This is a genomic window from Porphyrobacter sp. THAI-01a, from assembly GCF_056868655.1.
The window spans coordinates 2,777,381-2,794,082 of sequence record NZ_CP180579.1 but is presented as its reverse complement, the minus strand read 5'-3'; the positions used below and the strand labels follow the sequence as shown (position 1 = coordinate 2,794,082).

The 16,702-nt window shown below is 68.8% G+C and carries 14 protein-coding genes and 1 riboswitch; of the genes, 8 read left to right on the top strand and 6 right to left on the bottom strand.

The annotated features are described in order from the left end of the window. Positions 1 to 11: 11 nt before the first annotated feature. The gene (locus ACMX37_RS13460) at positions 12 to 1,211 is read left to right on the top strand and encodes a serine hydrolase domain-containing protein (RefSeq protein ID WP_483146417.1); all 1,200 of its coding nucleotides are present in this window, start codon (positions 12 to 14) and stop codon (positions 1,209 to 1,211) included. A 79-nt stretch (positions 1,212 to 1,290) separates the two neighbouring features. On the opposite strand, the gene ACMX37_RS13455 is transcribed toward ACMX37_RS13460, so the two are convergent. Then, positions 1,291 to 2,490, bottom strand: coding sequence for a cation:proton antiporter (locus tag ACMX37_RS13455; protein WP_483146416.1), 1,200 nt, complete (start codon positions 2,488 to 2,490; stop codon positions 1,291 to 1,293). A gap of 140 nt (positions 2,491 to 2,630) precedes the next feature. After that, positions 2,631 to 2,731, top strand: a riboswitch (glycine riboswitch). A 160-nt stretch (positions 2,732 to 2,891) separates the two neighbouring features. Here ACMX37_RS13455 and gcvT point away from each other — a divergent pair. From gcvT to gcvPB, 4 genes are read left to right on the top strand one after another with little or no spacing between them, the layout of a single operon-like run. Beyond that, positions 2,892 to 4,025: a glycine cleavage system aminomethyltransferase GcvT gene (gene gcvT / locus ACMX37_RS13450; RefSeq protein WP_483146415.1), complete on the top strand. Its 1,134-nt coding sequence runs from the start codon at positions 2,892 to 2,894 to the stop codon at positions 4,023 to 4,025. 3 nt (positions 4,026 to 4,028) lie between these two features. Further along, a complete protein-coding gene (gene gcvH / locus ACMX37_RS13445) occupies positions 4,029 to 4,400 on the top strand; it encodes a glycine cleavage system protein GcvH (protein WP_088913358.1) in 372 nt (123 codons plus the stop codon). 38 nt (positions 4,401 to 4,438) lie between these two features. After that, positions 4,439 to 5,812: an aminomethyl-transferring glycine dehydrogenase subunit GcvPA gene (gene gcvPA / locus ACMX37_RS13440; RefSeq protein WP_483146414.1), complete on the top strand. Its 1,374-nt coding sequence runs from the start codon at positions 4,439 to 4,441 to the stop codon at positions 5,810 to 5,812. Next, positions 5,812 to 7,368 (top strand): aminomethyl-transferring glycine dehydrogenase subunit GcvPB, encoded by a 1,557-nt coding sequence (gene gcvPB, locus ACMX37_RS13435; RefSeq protein ID WP_483146413.1) that lies wholly within the window; start codon positions 5,812 to 5,814, stop codon positions 7,366 to 7,368. The genes gcvPA and gcvPB overlap by 1 nt, the downstream gene beginning before the upstream one ends. Positions 7,369 to 7,482: 114 nt before the next feature. Here gcvPB and ACMX37_RS13430 read toward each other — a convergent pair whose 3' ends face one another. The 3 genes from ACMX37_RS13430 to ACMX37_RS13420 all read right to left on the bottom strand — a co-directional run bounded on the left by ACMX37_RS13430 (position 7,483) and on the right by ACMX37_RS13420 (position 11,263). Then, positions 7,483 to 8,793, bottom strand: coding sequence for a lipopolysaccharide biosynthesis protein (locus ACMX37_RS13430; protein ID WP_483146412.1), 1,311 nt, complete (start codon positions 8,791 to 8,793; stop codon positions 7,483 to 7,485). 25 nt (positions 8,794 to 8,818) lie between these two features. Then, complete coding sequence (locus ACMX37_RS13425; RefSeq protein ID WP_483146411.1) at positions 8,819 to 9,652, bottom strand: NTP transferase domain-containing protein; 834 nt, start codon at positions 9,650 to 9,652, stop codon at positions 8,819 to 8,821. Between the two features lie 117 nt (positions 9,653 to 9,769). Continuing rightward, positions 9,770 to 11,263: a CoA-acylating methylmalonate-semialdehyde dehydrogenase gene (locus ACMX37_RS13420; protein WP_483146410.1), complete on the bottom strand. Its 1,494-nt coding sequence runs from the start codon at positions 11,261 to 11,263 to the stop codon at positions 9,770 to 9,772. 156 nt (positions 11,264 to 11,419) lie between these two features. Here ACMX37_RS13420 and ACMX37_RS13415 point away from each other — a divergent pair, with 156 nt between their 5' ends. After that, on the top strand, positions 11,420 to 12,325 hold the full coding sequence (locus ACMX37_RS13415) for an SMP-30/gluconolactonase/LRE family protein (protein ID WP_483146409.1): 906 nt from the start codon (positions 11,420 to 11,422) through the stop codon (positions 12,323 to 12,325). Here ACMX37_RS13415 and ACMX37_RS13410 read toward each other — a convergent pair. Both ACMX37_RS13410 and ACMX37_RS13405 read right to left on the bottom strand, forming a co-directional pair. Further along, entirely contained in the window at positions 12,322 to 13,674 is a 1,353-nt protein-coding gene (locus ACMX37_RS13410) for a M24 family metallopeptidase (protein WP_483146408.1), read from the bottom strand. The two genes, ACMX37_RS13415 and ACMX37_RS13410, sit on opposite strands and share 4 nt — an antisense overlap. Before the next feature lie 57 nt (positions 13,675 to 13,731). Continuing rightward, positions 13,732 to 14,511 carry a citryl-CoA lyase gene (locus ACMX37_RS13405; protein ID WP_483146407.1) on the bottom strand — a complete coding sequence of 260 codons (780 nt, stop codon included), beginning with the start codon at positions 14,509 to 14,511 and terminating at the stop codon, positions 13,732 to 13,734. Positions 14,512 to 14,603: 92 nt separating this feature from the next. Here ACMX37_RS13405 and ACMX37_RS13400 point away from each other — a divergent pair, with 92 nt between their 5' ends. Both ACMX37_RS13400 and ACMX37_RS13395 read left to right on the top strand, forming a co-directional pair. Further along, entirely contained in the window at positions 14,604 to 15,764 is a 1,161-nt protein-coding gene (locus tag ACMX37_RS13400; protein ID WP_483146406.1) for a CaiB/BaiF CoA transferase family protein, read from the top strand. Beyond that, positions 15,745 to 16,560, top strand: a complete 816-nt coding sequence (locus ACMX37_RS13395; RefSeq protein WP_483146405.1) for an IclR family transcriptional regulator — start codon at positions 15,745 to 15,747, stop codon at positions 16,558 to 16,560. Before ACMX37_RS13400 ends, ACMX37_RS13395 begins: the two co-directional genes overlap by 20 nt. Positions 16,561 to 16,702: the final 142 nt, after the last annotated feature.

The window sequence follows — 16,702 nt, the reverse complement described above, 5'->3', positions numbered from 1 at the left end:
TGATGCGCGGCATGATCCGCCGTATCATCGCCGCCCTTGCCTGCCTCGCCGCCGTGCCGCTCGCCGCGCAGGATGCGCCGCCGCCTGCGGCCGTCGTCGTCTATTTCGACCAGCAGACGGTCCGCCCGCTGATCGTCGAGGGGCTGGCCAACAAGGCCACCGGACGCGCGGTAGAGGCCAATGATCCGGTGCGGATCGCCAGCGTCTCCAAGCTGGTCATGGCGCTCGCGGCGCTGCGGCTGCGGGCCGAGGGCAAGGTCGATTTCGACCGGGACGTGTCGGACTATCTCGGCTGGAAGCTGCGCTCTCCCCGGCACCCCGATGCTCCCGTCACCCTCACTCACCTGCTGATGCACCGCGCCGGCCTGTCGGACGCAGGCGGCTACAGCATCCCGCTCGGGGAGAGCCTCGAAGCGAAGTTCGCCGACCCTGGCTCCTGGCGCGACACCGGCCCTCCGGGCGCGGCGGCGTTCGAATATGCGAACCTAGGCTCGCCGCTGGTGGCGACCGTGCTCGAGGCGGCCTCGGGCGAGCGTTACGACCGCCTCGTCGAGCGGCTGGTCTTCGCACCGCTCGGCGTGAAGGCCTGCTTCAACTGGATCGGCTGCGGCCCCGGCATGGCGGCCCGCGCGGTGACGCTCTACCGCGACACCGGCGAGATCGCCGCCGACGGGCCGGACCGGCTGCCGCCCGCCTGCACGATCCCCGTCGCCGCGGGGACGCCTTGCGACCTCGACGCCTATGTGCCGGGCACCAACGCCTCGGTCTTCTCGCCGCAGGGGGGGCTCAGGATCGGAATGGTGGACCTCGCGAAGATCGGCCGCGCGCTCGTCGCCGAGCAGGAAGGCGTGTTCGAGCGCGCCACCATGATCCCCGCGCGCGACGCGCTGCTGGCCGGGCGCAATCCCGGGCAGGCGCTGTTCTGCCGCTACGGCCTCGCCATGCAGCTGATCGAGGCGGAGGAGGCCCCGGAGGATACGGACGAGGCCTGCGACGATGCGCTGTTCGGGCGCGGCGTGCCCTATATCGGCCATTCGGGCGAGGCCTACGGGCTGCTCTCGGGCCTGTTCTTCGACACGTTGGAGGGCCGGGGCTTTGCCTATTTCACCACCGAGAACCCGCCCCCGGCGGGCGGCGAGGACACCGGCACCTTCACCTCGCGCGAACGCGAACTGATGGCGCGGGCGCTGGAGATGGCGGGGGAGCGATAATCCCGTTCGTGTCGAGCGCAGTCGAGACACCCAGACAGGCCTCTCGACTTCGCTCGAGGCGAACGGAATCAGGGGCGGACTAGGCCTCCGCCTTCACCCGCTCGCCCAGCTTGGCGATGAGCGGCGTCGCGAATGGCTTGGTCAGCATCGTGCTCCCCACCGCCATCAGCAGCAGCGCAGTGAAGGTCGTCGGCGTGATCACGGCCTTGTCGAGCAGGATGTTGGCGAAGATGATCATGATCAGCGCCTTGGTCTGGAGCAGCCAGCCGATGAGGCTCGCCTCGGTGCGGCTCCAGCCGAGCAGCCGCCCGGCGATGTGGACGCCGAGGATCTTCCCGCCCACCGCCGCCGCAAGCAGCAGCGCGGCGACGCCGAAGACGGCGAGCCCGCCGCCCTCCCACTGGGTCCTGAGGCCCGTGGAGAGGAAGAACACCGGCATTACCGTCAGCAGCACGACGTTGCGGAAGCGGTCCATCGCCTCGTGGCCGAACCACTTGGCGTCGAGCACCACGCCCGCGAGGAAGGCGCCGACCATGTAGTGCAGCCCCGACCAGTCGCCCGCAAGGCCGCAGACGGCGAGCCAGATCAGGCCCACCGGCCAGCGGTCCGCCTCGGACAGGCGCGCCATCAGCCAGCGCACCGCCAGCGCGGCAAGCGCGAAGCCCACGAGGAACACCGCCTGCCGCCCGATCCGCTCCCAGTCGAGCAGGATGATCGCCAGCACGCCCCAGATCGCGATATCGTCGAGGCTGGCGTAGCGCAGAATGCGCTGGCCTAGCTGTTCGCGCAGGATGCCGAGCTTCTCCATCAACAGCACGAGGATGGGGAGCGCCGTCACCGCGCAGGCCATGCCGATGCCGAGCAGCGCCTGCCAGTATTGCCCGCTCGGGCCGCGCCAGCCAGGGAATTGCAGGATCACCGCCGCCGCCGCCGTTCCCCCCAGCAGCGGCATCCCCAGCGCGAGGCCCGCGGTCAGCCCCGTCTCGCCGCGGTGCTTCCACGCCTGGGAGAGGTCGAGCTCGATCCCGGCGATCCACACGAACAGCATCACCGCCCACCACGCCACGCCGTTCAGCGCCACGATCACGTCCGGCCGGAAGACGAAGGCGTAGTAGTCGGGAAACACCGCGCCGAGCACGCCCGGCCCCAGCAGGATGCCGCCCACGATCTGCACCACCACCAGCGGCGCCCAGTAGTCGGTGCGCAGCAGCCGCCACACGAGCCACGGCACCGCGAAGATGATCGTCAGGGCGATCAGGTAGATTTCGGTGAGGTTCATCCCGCGCCGGTGTCTATTCAGCCGCGCCGCCTTCCGCAAATGCGTTTTTCACACGGCAAACCGGCGATCGCCCGATTGACGCGGTGCAGCAATTCGGACAGGGCAGGGGCGTCTTCCGCCCGAGGAGCGATTCTCGTGCGGGCAGGCGAGCGGGAGAGCCCGATGCCCTTCGCGAAAGGGCAGAGGCGCCGAAGGAGCAACCGCCCCGGAAACTCTCAGGCCACCGGACCGCTCGGCTGCATGACACTCTGGAAAGCGTCCCGGACCTGTCCGGGGCCACCGAAGGGGAGGCTGGCCGCCTGCGGCCCGCCGAAGCTCTCAGGTCACCCGACAGAGGGGGCAGTTAATGGGTAGCGCGCTGGCGCTGCCGGACTGCCGTATTCTGCCCGGGAAGGCCCCTGATGAGCGACCACGATAGCGACGACACTCTCGAAGACCTGCCGCTCGAGGCGCTGCCGCTCGATGCCTGGCACCGCGCGCGGGGTGCGCGGATGGTGCCTTTCGCGGGCTACGAGATGCCGATCCAGTATGAGGGCATCGTTGCCGAGCACACCTGGACGCGCGAGAGTGCGGGCCTGTTCGATGTCAGCCACATGGGCCAGCTGGTGCTTTCGGGCGAAGGGCTTGATGCCGCTGTCGAAGCCGTGCTGCCGATCGACCTGTCGACGCTCAAGCCCGGCGCGCAGCGCTATTCGCTGCTGCTGGACGACGAGGGCGGGGTGCTCGACGACCTGATGGTCTCGCGGCTTGCGGACGGTTCGCTCTACCTCGTCGTCAACGGTGCGACCAAGTGGGACGACATCGGCACCCTGCGCGAGGCCCTGCCGGACGACATCACCCTCAACCATCTTGACGAGCACGCGCTGCTGGCGCTGCAGGGGCCGAAGGCGGTGGACGCGCTCGCCCGCCACGTGCCGGATGCGGCGGCGCTGACCTTCATGAAGTTCGGCCAGTTCACCCTCGCGGGCCATCCGGTGCAGATCGCGCGGGCGGGCTATACCGGCGAGGACGGGTTCGAGATCTCGCTCCCCGCCGAGGCAGCGGCCGAAATCGCGGACCTGCTTTGCGCCGAGCCCGAGGTGAAGCCCATCGGATTGGGCGCGCGGGATTCGCTGCGGCTCGAGGCGGGCCTCCCGCTCTACGGCCACGACCTCTCGCCCGAAACCAGCCCGATCGAGGCCGGGCTGATCTTCGGCATCAACAAGCGTCGCCGCACGGAAGGCGGCTTCCCGGGCGCGGACCGGATCATCCGCGAAATCAATGAGGGCACGGCCCGCAAGTGGGTCGGCCTCAGGATCGAAGGCCGCCTCCCCGCGCGCGAGGGCGCCGAGGTCTTCGTCGGCAGCGATAAGGTCGGCACCGTCACCAGCGGCGGCTTCTCGCCCACGCTCGGCGCGCCCATCGCCATGGCCTATGTCGCTGCCGCCCATGCCGCCAACGGCACCGCTCTCGAGGTGGAGGTCCGGGGCAAGCGCCTCGCCGCCACCGTCTCGCCCACACCTTTTGTCCCGCACCGCTATCACAGGGGGAACTGAACCATGCCGCGTTACTACACTGACGAACACGAATGGATCGACGTCGAGGATGACATCGCGACCGTCGGCATCACCGATTATGCGCAGGGCCAGCTCGGCGACATCGTCTTCGTCGAACTGCCCGAAGTCGGCGCGATGATCGAGCAGGGCAAGGACGCGGCCGTGGTCGAGTCCGTCAAGGCCGCTTCCGACGTCTATGCGCCCATCACCGGCGAGGTCACCGAGACCAACAGTGCGCTCGAAGACGACCCCTCGCTGGTCAATTCCGCGCCCGAGGACGGCGGCTGGTTCTTCAAGATGACGATCGCCGATGCGGGCGAGCTCGACAAGCTGATGGACGAAGACGGCTACAAGGCCTTCGTCGAGAGCCTCTGACACCTCCCACCTCCTCTCCAAGCCGAGGCTGAACACCCATGCGCTACCTTCCTTTGACCGACACCGACCGGCAGGCGATGCTGGCGAAAATCGGCGCTTCGACCATCGACGACCTGTTCGTCGATGTGCCCGAGGTCGCCCGTCTCGACGGGCCGATCCACGGGCTGCCGATGCACGCCAGCGAGATGGCGGTCGAACGCCACATGAAGGCGCTGGCGGCGAAGAACCTGGTGGCAGGCGAGGTGCCGTTCTTCCTCGGCGCGGGGGCCTACCGGCATCACGTGCCCGCCAGCGTCGACACGATCATCCAGCGCGGCGAGTTCCTGACCGCCTATACGCCCTACCAGCCGGAAATCGCGCAGGGCACGCTGCAGATGCTGTTCGAGTTCCAGACGCAGGTCGCCCGCCTCTATGGCTGCGCGGTGGCGAACGCCTCCCTGTATGACGGCTCGACCGCGTGCTGGGAGGCGGTGGCGATGGCGACCCGCGTCACCAAGAGGAAGCGCGCGGTGCTCTCGGGCGCGCTGCATCCGCATTATGCGCAGGTGGTGAAGACCATGGCGCACTTCACCGGCGACACCATCGCCGACGCCCTCCCCGCGATCACCCCCGATCCCGAGCTTTCGGGCCTGATCGGGCGCATCGACGAGGAGACCGCCTGCGTCGTGGTGCAATATCCCGACATCCTCGGGCGCATCGCCGACCTCACCCCGATCGCCGAAGCCGCCCATGCCAAGGGCGCGCTGCTGGTGGTGGTGAACACCGAACCCGTGGCTCTCGGCGCGATCAAGTCGCCGGGCGAAATGGGCGCGGACATCGTGGTGGGCGAGGGCCAGTCGCTCGGTGTCGGCCTCCAGTTCGGCGGGCCCTACCTCGGCCTCTTCGCGGTGCGCGATCCCAAGCATGTGCGCCAGATGCCCGGGCGCCTGTGCGGCGAGACGACGGACGCCGAGGGCAAGCGCGGCTTTGTGCTCACCCTCTCGACTCGCGAGCAGCACATCCGCCGCGAGAAGGCGACCAGCAACATCTGCACCAATTCCGGGCTCTGCGCGCTGGCTTTCACCGTGCACATGACCCTGCTGGGCGAGACGGGCCTCAGGCAGCTGGCGGCGGAGAACCACCGCCTCGCCTGCCTCGCCGCCGATCGGTTGGCGAAGGTGCCGGGCGTCGAGGTGCTCAACAACGCCTTCTTCAACGAGTTCACGCTGATGCTGGGCGGCAAGCCCGCACGGCAGATCGTGCGCGACCTTGCCGACCGCGGCGTGCTCGGCGGAGTGTCGCTCGGGCGGCTCTACCCCGGGGTCGAGGCGCTCGAACACGCGCTGCTCGTCGCCGTGACCGAGACCACCACCGAGGAAGACATCGAGCGGCTCGCCCAGGAGCTTGAAGCCAGCATCAAGGAGACCGTGTGATGAACGCCCCCAACAAGAGCGGCTGGAAGCCCGAGATGCAGGTGTCCGAGGACGGTTTCCACGGCGGCCCCGCCACCGTCACCGGCAACCGCGGGCTGATGCTGGAAGAACCGCTGCTGTTCGAGATCGGCCGCGCCGATGTGACCGGCGTCGACCTTCCCGCGGTCGACACCAACGCGCCCAACCGCCTCGGCGGTCTCGCCCGTGAGGAGGCGATCGGCCTTGTCGGCCTGACCGAGCCCGAGACGGTGCGCCACTACACCCGTCTCAGCCGCCAGAACTACGGGATCGACCTCGGCTTCTTCCCGCTGGGTTCGTGCACGATGAAGCACAACCCGCGCCTCAACGAGAAGGTCGCGCGCCTGCCCGGCTTCGCCGACATCCACCCGCTCGCGCCCCAGAACGCGGTGCAGGGGGCGCTGGAGGTGATCCACCAGCTCGGCCAGTGGCTCTGCACCCTCACCGGCATGCCCGCCGTTGCGATGAGCCCCAAGGCGGGCGCCCACGGCGAGCTGTGCGGCATTCTCGCGATCCGCGCCGCCCACGAGGCGCGCGGTGACGCGCGCGAGGTGGTGCTGGTGCCCGAGAGCGCCCACGGCACCAACCCCGCGACCGCCGCCTTCGCGGGCTACCGGGTCGAGGACATCCCCGCCACGCCCGAAGGCCGCGTCGACGTGGCGGCGCTGAAAGCCCGCCTCGGGCCGGACGTTGCGGGCGTGATGATCACCAACCCCAACACCTGCGGCCTCTTCGAGAAGGACTTCCGCGAGATCGCCGACGCGGTTCACGCGGCGGGCGGCTACGTCTATTGCGACGGGGCCAACTTCAACGCCATCGTCGGCAAGGTGCGCCCCGGCGACCTCGGCGTCGATGCGATGCACATCAACCTCCACAAGACCTTCTCGACCCCGCACGGCGGCGGCGGTCCGGGTTCGGGGCCGGTGGTGCTGTCGGAAGCCCTCGCGCCCTTCGCCCCGCTGCCCTTCGTCCGCAAGGACGATGCCGGGGGCTTCTACCTCGTCGAGGAGGAAAACCGCGAGGAACGTGGCCCCAGCTTCGGGCGCATGACCGCCTTCCATGGGCAGATGGGGATGTTCACCCGCGCGCTGACCTACATCCTCAGCCACGGCGCGGACGGCCTCAAGCAGGTCGCCGAGGACGCGGTGCTCAACGCCAACTACATCCTGCGCAGCATGGAGGACATCCTCCACGCCCCCTTCGGCGCGAGCGGGCCGTGCATGCACGAGGCCCTGTTCGGCGACAAGGACTTCACCAACGGTCTCTCGACGCTGGATGTCGCCAAGGGCCTGATCGACGAGGGCTACCACCCGATGACGGTGTACTTCCCCCTCGTGGTCCACGGCGCGATGCTGGTCGAGCCGACCGAGACCGAGAGCAAGGCCGCGATCGACCAGTTCATCGCCGCTTTCCGCGGTGTGGTGGAACGCGCGCTGGAAGGGGACGAGGGGCTGAAGCAGGCGCCCTACTACTCGCCCCGTCGCCGCCTCGACGAAACCGGCGCGGCGAGGAAGCCGAAGCTGGCGTATGAGGGGTGACTGAGCACAGCTTCCGTTCGTCCTGAGCTTGTCGAAGGACCGTCCTGTTCTTCCGGGCCGCGCAAGCGCCAGAAGGAAAGTGCAGGGCTTCGACAGGCTCAGCCCGAACGGGCTTCAGATTTTCGGAGGGGCGGGCCGCTGGTCCGCCCCTTCTTCGTCCGGCTCCACCACCAGCCTGAACTGCTTGAGGTTCACGATCGCCACGTAGAAGCCGACCACCGCAAGGATGCTCGAGCCGAGCACCGCAAAGCCCGCCCCCTGCGCCCCCTTCCAGTCGATCGCCATTTCCAGCATCAGCAGCGCGAGGATCGTCGGGAACAGCCGGACAAGGAAGGCGACATGCGCCTTGCCGGCCGAGACCAGCAGGCTTTCGAGGCTCGCCCCGACCAGTTCGACCGCGCCGGCGATCGAGAGGATGATCATCGCCCAGTAGAAGCCGGTGAACTCCTCGCCCGCGACCAGCGCGATGCCCTGGCGGCCGAACAGGATCGCGGTCACCACCGCCGTCACCCCTGCCATCGCGGCGATGTTGGCCATGCGCCGCGCGATCTCGACCGCCCCGTCGCGCGACTGGACGAGCTCGGGCAGGATCGCCTTGGAGATCGTCTGCGCGAGCGCGATCAGGGCCACGCCCAGCTGGTTGGCGATGCGGAAGCCGCCCGCCAGGTAGGCCCCGCCGAAGGTGCCGACCAGCAGGATCATCACCTGCTTGCCCGCCACCGCGAGGCTGCCCGACATGTTGGTCGACCACACGAAGCGCCATGCATCGCGGTGGCGTGCGGGGATGCTCCGCAGGCTCACCGAGGCGAGGCTCACCGGCTGCACCCGCGCCGCCACCATCCACAGCGCGAGGAAGGTCAGGACCTCCGAGGCCGCATAGGCGAGGATGAAGCCCGTCACGTCCGGCATCAGCCACCATGCCAGCACAGAGCCGAGCGTGCGCACCACCGGCTGCACCGCCTCGGCGCCGGTCGCCTTGCCATAGGCCGAATGGAGGCGCAGGATGCCCGTAGGCGTGGTGCGGATCGTCGCCAGCGAGATGACGCAGAAGAACAGCGCCAGCCACAACAGCTCGCGCGGCACGTCGAGCCACAGCGGCGCGGTCATCACCACCAGCACCGACACCAGCGATCCGCCGATCACCGAGATCAGATCGAGCCCGACGGCAAAGCCGGTCGCCTCGCGCGCCCGGGCGAGATCGACGCCGGGCGCATCCGGGTCCGCGCCCCAGCGCACGATGAACTGCCAGGTCTGGAAGCTCGAGAAGCCGACCATCGCCTGCGCCAGCGCGATGATGAGGGCGAAGTGGCCGAAGCCCTCCGTCCCCAGCGTGCGCGCGGCGATCGCGAGGTAGACGAGGCTCAGCACCGCGTTGAACCCGCGTCCGCCCAGCAGCCAGCCCATGTTGGCGAAGACCCGCTTCATGGTGACCCTTGTGCCTCGCGGAAAATCAGTGAGCAGCAGATACGCGAGGTGCGACAGCCTCTTTGCGTTCGCGGCAGATAAGGATTTTTTCCGTCACCGCAAAGGTCGTTTCGTTGTCGACGTCGATGGCATAGTGGCCGTCCGACAGCACCACCGGGACAAGCCGGAGCCCGAAGCGGCGGGAAATCTGCGCGAAAAGCTTCTCCTTGGTGCCGTTGCCGAGCATGAAGCGGAGGAGGTTGAGGAGCCCGAAGGCCTTGATGATGCGGCGCGGGAACTTCACGAACTGCCCGCCCTCCCGCCAGATCTCCGCCGCCTTGACCGCGCGCTCGCTGCCCAGCCAGTAGAGGTTGCAGTTGGAATAGCCCCCGTCGCGGAACTTGTAGAAACGCTGCTGGCCCTGCGGATCGGCGGCCTTGACGTCCTCCTCCCGTGCGAGCCCCGCTGCGCCCTCGGCCCGTGCGGCGCGGCATCCGGCGACGAATTCGCCGTAGCCCTCGGGCGTGACGAGGCAGTTGTCCGCAGTGGTGATCATCACCGGGAATGCCGCCCCCTCGGCCCCCGCCACGACGGAGTCGACCAGATTGTGATGGCCCGCGACGAAGGACAGCCGGCCCGCCCGCACGAGCGCGGCTATGCCGGGCAGGGCGGCGATCTCGTCATGCTCGTGAGCGACGATCCGGATCGCGCCGACATCGGGGCAGGCGGCGACCTGCTGCACCACACGCTCGATCATCGGCACGCCGCCCACGGGCACGACCGCCTTCTGCGCCACACCCGCGCGCGCCGCGAGGGGGTCAAGGGCGCCGGCACGTCTGCCCGCGAGGACGAGGGCGGTGACTTTCCTGCAACTCTCCATAGCTTCGAGACATAACCCGAAGCGTGTGACAGTTCCAAGGCGTCGGAACGTTCTTTCCGCAAGACGAGCGGAATCTGTTGCAGTTTTTGCCTTATCTTGCGCAGCGAAACGGGACGATCACCCCATCGTCGGGATGACGAAGGCGTTGCTGCCGTCGCCGCCGCCGTCTGGCCAGCGCTGGGTGATCTTCTTGTTCTTGGTCCAGAACCTCAGACCTTCCACGCCGTACTGGTCGATGTCGCCGAAGCCCGAACGCTTCCACCCGCCGAAGGAGTGGTAGGCGACCGGCACCGGGATCGGCACGTTGATGCCGACCATCCCGACATTGACCCGCGCCGCGAATTCGCGCGCGGCGTGGCCGTTGCGGGTGAAGATCGCGACGCCGTTGCCATACTGGTGCTCCGAGGGGAGCCGCAGCGCGTGTTCGAAATCGGCAGCACGCACGATCTGGAGCACGGGGCCGAAGATCTCCTCCTGATAGGAGCGCATCTGCGGGGTCACGTGATCGATCAGCGTCGGGCCGACGAAGAAGCCCTTCTCGTGGCCCTGAAGCGTGAAGCCGCGCCCGTCGACGACGATCTCGGCGCCCTCTTCCTCGGCGGTGGTGATCCACTGCTCGATCCGCGCCTTGTGCTCGGGCGTGACGACCGGGCCGTAATCGGCATCGGGATCGTTGGAGACGCCGATGCGCAGGCCCGCGATCGACTTGAGCAGCTTCTCCTTGAGCTTTTCGGCGGTTTCCTCGCCCACCGGCACCACGACGGGAAGCGCCATGCAGCGTTCGCCCGCCGAGCCGAAGGCCGCGCCGGTCAGGTCGGTCACGACCTGATCCAAGTCCGCATCGGGCAGCACGATCCCGTGGTTCTTCGCCCCGCCGAAGGCCTGGACGCGCTTGTTGTTCGCCGAACCGCGCGCGTAGATGTACTGCGCGATGTCGGAGCTGCCGACGAAGCTGATGGCGGCGATATCGGGGTGATCGATGATCGCGTCGACCATCTCCTTGTCCCCGTGGACGACCTGCAGCAGGCCCTCGGGCGCGCCCGCTTCGACGAACAGTTCGGCCAGACGCACCGGCACCGAGGGGTCGCGTTCCGAAGGCTTGAGGATGAAGGCATTGCCCGCCGCGCACGCCATGCCGAACATCCACATCGGGATCATCGCCGGGAAGTTGAACGGGGTGATGCCCGCGCCGATGCCGAGCGGCTGGCGCATCGAATAGACGTCGATCCCCGGCCCCGCGCCGTGGGTGTATTCGCCCTTCATGATCTGCGGCAGACCGCAGGCATACTCGATCACTTCAAGGCCGCGCTGCACGTCGCCGCGTGCGTCGGGGACGGTCTTGCCGTGCTCGGAGGAGAGCATTTCGGCGAGCGACTGCATGTTCGCCTCGACCAGTTCCTTGAAGGCGAACATCACCCGCGCGCGGCGCTGCGGGTTGGTGGCAGCCCATGCGGGCTGGACGCGCTTCGCGGTCTCCACCGCCCGGGCGAGCAGGGCGGCATCGCCGAGCGCGACTTCGGCCTGCACCTCGCCGGTCGAGGGGTTCCAGACCTTGTGCTTGCGGGTGGGGGCGGGGGTCTCGCCGACGATGAAGTGGTCGATCTGACGCATGTGGGGGTCTCCTGTCTGGCGCTCCCCATGCCCCCCGCGCGGGCCTCATGCAACCCTTGCGGGTCCCCTCAAAAGTGCTGGCATGGCGCGGCGCGGCAGGGCACTCTGCTCGCAGGACGGAACGAGGAGGAGCAGGCGATGGGCAGGGCTTGGACAATGATCGCGGGGCTGGCGGCGGCATGGACGGCAGGCGCTCTCGCCGCCGAGGAGGCTGCGCCGCTGATCGTCGAGGGTAGCCTCGAGCTTGCCGCCACCGGCTACACCTTCACCGAAGGCCCGGCGTGGGACGGGGCCCGGCTGATCTTCAGCGACATTCCCGGCGACACGGTCTACGTCCTGACCCCCGGCGAGGGCGCGCCCGAGGTGCTCTACACCCCCAGTGCCAACGCCAACGGACATACCTTCGACCGCGAGGGCAGGCTGCTCAACGCCGAACATGGCAGCGGCGAGATCACCCGCTGGACCAGCGAGGGCGGACGCCAGACCATCGCCGCGCGCTATGAGGGCAAGCGCCTCAACAGCCCCAATGACGTGGTCGTGCGCAGCGACGGGCTGATCCTGTTCACCGATCCGCCCTATGGCCTCGGCCAGCGCGCGGCGGAGCTGGCCTTCTCGGGCGTCTTCGCGCTCGACGAGGCAAGCGGGCGGACGGTGCTGATCGACGACGCGCTCTCGCGTCCCAACGGCCTCGCGCTCTCGCCCGACGAGCGGGTGCTCTATGTCGGCGACACCGCGACGCAGACGCTCTGGGCCTATGATCTCTCCGCCGATGGCACCGCCTCGGGCAAGCGGCTGGTCGCGGATGTGACCGACGAGAGCAAGCCGGGCCGCGTCGACGGGGTCAGGGTCGACACCGAGGGACGGGTCTGGTTCACCTGCCCCGGCGGCATCTGCGTGGTCGATCCCGCGCGCGGCGCAGTGATCGAGCGCCTTGCCACCCCCAAGCGCGCCACCAATCTCGCCTGGGGCGGGGCGGATCTCTCGGAACTCTACATCACCGCGCTGACCGACGTTTACCGGGTCAGGACCCGTGCGCGCGGAACGGGATCGTCGAGCCGCTAGTCCGAGGGAATCAGCGTGATTTCGGTCTGGCGTCCGTCGATGTAGCGCACGCTCTGGCCGTCGAAGAAGGCGTCCTCCTCCGTGCGGAAATCGACCCGCTGGCCGCCCCATTCGGGCACGTTCGCGTAGGACGTGAGTTCGATCGACCAGGCGGTGTTCGCCCGGATCGGGCCGTCCCCGCGCGGATCGGCGTTCTGGTTGTCCCAGAAGCCGATGCTCGGGCCTGCGCCGTGGCCGTGGTGGCCGATGGGGTGGGTGTAGATCGAGGGATCGAGCCCCGCCGCGATCGCATCGGCGCGCGCGATCGCCAGCGCCTCGTTGCCCGAGCGCCCGACCCTGAAGGCGCGGGTGAGGAAATCCTGCACCCTGTTGCTGTTCGCCAGCCCCGCCCTCAGGCCCGCGGGCGCTTCGGTCTCGCCGGGCTTCAGCACATAGGCGAGGTGCTGGGTGTCGGTGTTGAGCCTGAGGTAGGTGATGCCGAAATCGGTCCACAGCAGGTCGCCCGGCCGGATCACCTCCGCGCCCTCCAGCATCCCCTTCGCGCCCTGCCGCTGGATCGCGACCGAGGGGTGGAACCACGGCGTCAGGCCGAGCTGCATCAGCCGGTCGCGATACCACCACTGCACCTCCTCGGCGGTGGTGACGCCGGGGGTGATGACCTTGCGCGAAAAGGCCTCGCCGATCACCGCATGGGCGATGCGCACCACGGTGGGATAGAGCGCCATCTCGGAGGGCAAGCGGGTCTCGAGCCAGCGGATCGCGAGCGTCTCGCCCGAGACCACGCGGCCCTTGAGGCCGGCGGGGAGGGCGGCCATGAAGCGGTCGTACTGGCTCAGGGTCATCCCGTCTGCGAACTGGTAGAGATCGCTGGAGTTGACCGCGATCTTGGCCGGATCGCGCGCGGCGATCAGATCGGCGACCGCCTGCCACTGGTCGGGCTGCTTGTCCGGGTCCCACGCGGGGGCGAACAGCCCGCCGAGGCCGTAGCGGCTGACCGTCAGGCGCTCGACCGGCTTGCCCTCGCCGGGATCGTGGAAGATCAGGATCGTCCGCCGCCGCGCATGCATGTTCTCGGCGTCGAGCATGGTGGCGACAACCGGCTCCTCGAAATATTCGCGCGCGACCAGCAGCCACAGGTCGATCCCCTCCTCGCGCATGATCTGCGGGACGATGGTATCGAGCCTTTCGGCGAGGATGCGGTTTTCCAGCGCCGCGCGCTCGCGGGGGGCGAGGATCGGGGGGAGGGTGGGAGCGGCCTGCTCCGTCTCGGTGAGAGGCAGGGGTGCATCGGCGAGCGCGGGTGTCGCCGCGAGCGCCGCTGCCAGTGCGATGAGTTGCCGTCCGATCATGCCCATGCCCCTTGTCCTTGCCGCGGGACAGTGGCGCGGGGCACTCCCGGGATCAAGCTATTCGCCGCTGCCGTCGTCGAACCCGATGCGCTCGGCCGCCGCGCCCGACATGATGAAGCCGATCGGACGCTCGGTCTCCTCCTGGAGATGGGCGATGAGGCTCGCGGTGCGGGCGAGGAGCGAGATGCCCTTGAGCGCCGCGAGCGGAAAGCCCGCGTCGAGCATCACGGCAGGGATGGCGCCGTTGACGTTGATCGGCAGGCTGCGGCCGATGGCCTCGGGCAGCACGGCCTCGATGGTGCGCAGCATGGCGATGTGCTTGCCCTCCATCCCGTGCTCCTTCGCCAGCGCCAGCAGCCGGTGCGCGCGTGGATCGCCGCCCGAATGCTGGGGGTGGCCGAAGCCGGGGATCGCCTTCTTCTCGGCGCGCAGGGCCTTGACCGCCGCGGTGGCGGCAGCGGCGGGATCGCCCCCTTCGGCGACGACCTGCGCATAGAACCGCCCCGCCACCTCGGCGCTCCCGAGCACCACGCTCCCGCAGCCGAGCAGCCCCGCAGCGACCGCGCCGTGGAAGGCTTCGGGCGCGGCGGCGTAGGTCATGCGGGTGGCGACGACGCTGGGCACCAGCCCGTGTTCGGCGATGGCGCAGAGCACCGCATCGGCCAGCGCCTTCTGGGGCGGAGAGGGCATGGTGCCCGTCACCAGGAGCCAGAAATAGCTGGTGAAATCGACCTGACCGATCACCTCGGAGCACAGGTCGAGCCCGCGCACGGTGATGCTGGTCGCATCGGAGGTGCAGATCGAGGTGACGGCGTTATCCTGCTTGCCGATGCGCATCCCGGGTCCTTTTTCGCTAATCGAAGTTGATTTCGGTATGCGAAGAATATAGTATCACATTCTCCAACAGGCAAGCAGATGGGATACGCAGGATGACCGCTCGGCCCCTAGCAGGCGTTACGGTGCTCGAAATGGGCACCTTCATCACCGGGCCTGCCGCGGGGATGCTGCTGGCCGACCTCGGCGCGGATGTGATCAAGATCGAGCAGCCCGGCACGGGCGACCCCTTCCGCAGCTTCAAGGGCGAGCTCTACTCGCCCCACTTCCAGACCTATAACCGGAACAAGCGTTCAATCACGATCGACCCCAAGAAGGAAAGCGATCTTTCGGTGCTCGATGCGCTGGTGGAACGCGCCGACGTGTTCATCCAGAACTTCCGCCCCGGCGTTGCCGACCGGCTGAAGGTCGATGCGAAGCGGCTCCAGGGCATCAACCCGCGCCTCGTCTATGCCGCCATCTCGGGCTTCGGTAGCGAGGGGCCGGAGCGTGACCGCCCCGCCTTCGACACCGTCGCCCAGGCCGCGAGCGGGTTCCTGCGGCTGCTCGTCAACCCCGAGCACCCCCGCGTCGTCGGCCCGGCCATCGCCGATGCCATGACCGGCTTCTACACCGCTCTCGGCATCCTCGCCGCGCTCAACGAGCGGCACTGGACGGGGCGCGGCCGGGTGGTCGAGACCTCGATGTTCGAGGCGATGTGCCACTTCAACCTCGACGATTTCACCCACCTGCTCTCCGCCGACCAGGTGATGGGGCCCTACAGCCGCCCCCACGTCTCGCAGAGCTATGTCTTCCAGTGTTCGGACGGCAAGTGGCTGGCGCTGCACATGTCCTCCCCGCCCAAGTTCTGGGAGAACCTCGCCGCCGCGATCGGCCAGCCCGACATGCTGGAACGGCCCGAATTCGCCACCCGCGAGGCGCGCATCGACCATTACGAGGATGTCGTCGCCTTCCTCGCGCCGATCTTCGCCACCCGCACCCGCGCCGAATGGACCGCCGAGCTGACCCGCCTCGAAGTACCCAATTCGCCGGTCTACGACAGTGCCGAGGTGCTCGCGACCGAGCAGGCGAAGGTGCTCGGGCTCGAGGTCGCCGATCCGGACGGGCCCAAGGGGCCCTTCCGCACCATCCGATTCCCCCTGTCCTTCGACGGCGAGCGGATGGACAGCGTCACTGCGCCGCCCCTATTGGGGGCAGACGATGCGGCGATCCGCCGCTCCATCGAAAGGCCGGTGCATGGGATCCGCAGAGGCTGAAGCGGCAGGAAAAGACCCGGAGTTCCTCTCGACGCTCGAACGCGGATTGCGCGTGCTGAAAGCGTTCGACGAGGATCATCCGGAGATGACCCTCTCGGAGGTCGCCGCCAAGACCGCGCTGCCGCCCGCCGTGGCGCGGCGCTGCCTGATCACGCTGGTGGAGCTGGGCTATGTCGGCCAGCACGAGCGCAAGTTCCTGCTGCGCCCGGCGGTGCTGACCATCGGTTCGGCCTTCCTCGCCTCGATGCAGATCGAGCAGGTGGTGCTGCCGCCCTTGCAGGCCCTGCGCGACCAGACGGGGGACAGCGCCAGCCTTGCTGTGCTCTCGGGCGCCGACATTCTCTATGTCGCCCATGTCTCGACCGACCGCAGGTTCCGTGTCGCGGCGGGGGTGGGGACGCGCTTTCCCTTCCACGCGACCTCGCTCGGCAAGGCGATTGCCGCGCACCTGCCCGAGGACGAACGCGCCCCGCTCTATGCCCGCGCCCCCTACCAGCGTTTCACCGAGCGCACCGTGACCGACCGTGCCGCGATGGCCGACCGGCTCGCCCTGATCGCCGAGCGCGGCTATGATTCGGCGCTGGACGAGCTCGATTACGGCATCGTCTCGGTGGCGGTGCCGGTCTTCGGGCGCGACAGGCGCGTGATCGCGTCGATCAACTGTTCGACCTCCACCACCCGCATCTCGCAGGACGAGCTGGTCCGCACCCGCCTTCCGCTCTTGCGCCGCGCGGCGGGCGAGATCGAGGCGGCGCTGAAGCGCTGGCCGGCGCTCGAGGCGAGCCTGCGGCCCTGAGGGGCAGGCCCCAAGCGCATCGTGACGGGTGCGCGACGACATCGCGACGAGGTGACAACGACATCGCCACCGCTCCGGCATGACGCGGGAGCGGCGGGGCGCATCCGGCGCGCCCTCCCGTGGCCAATGCGCCACAGCACCA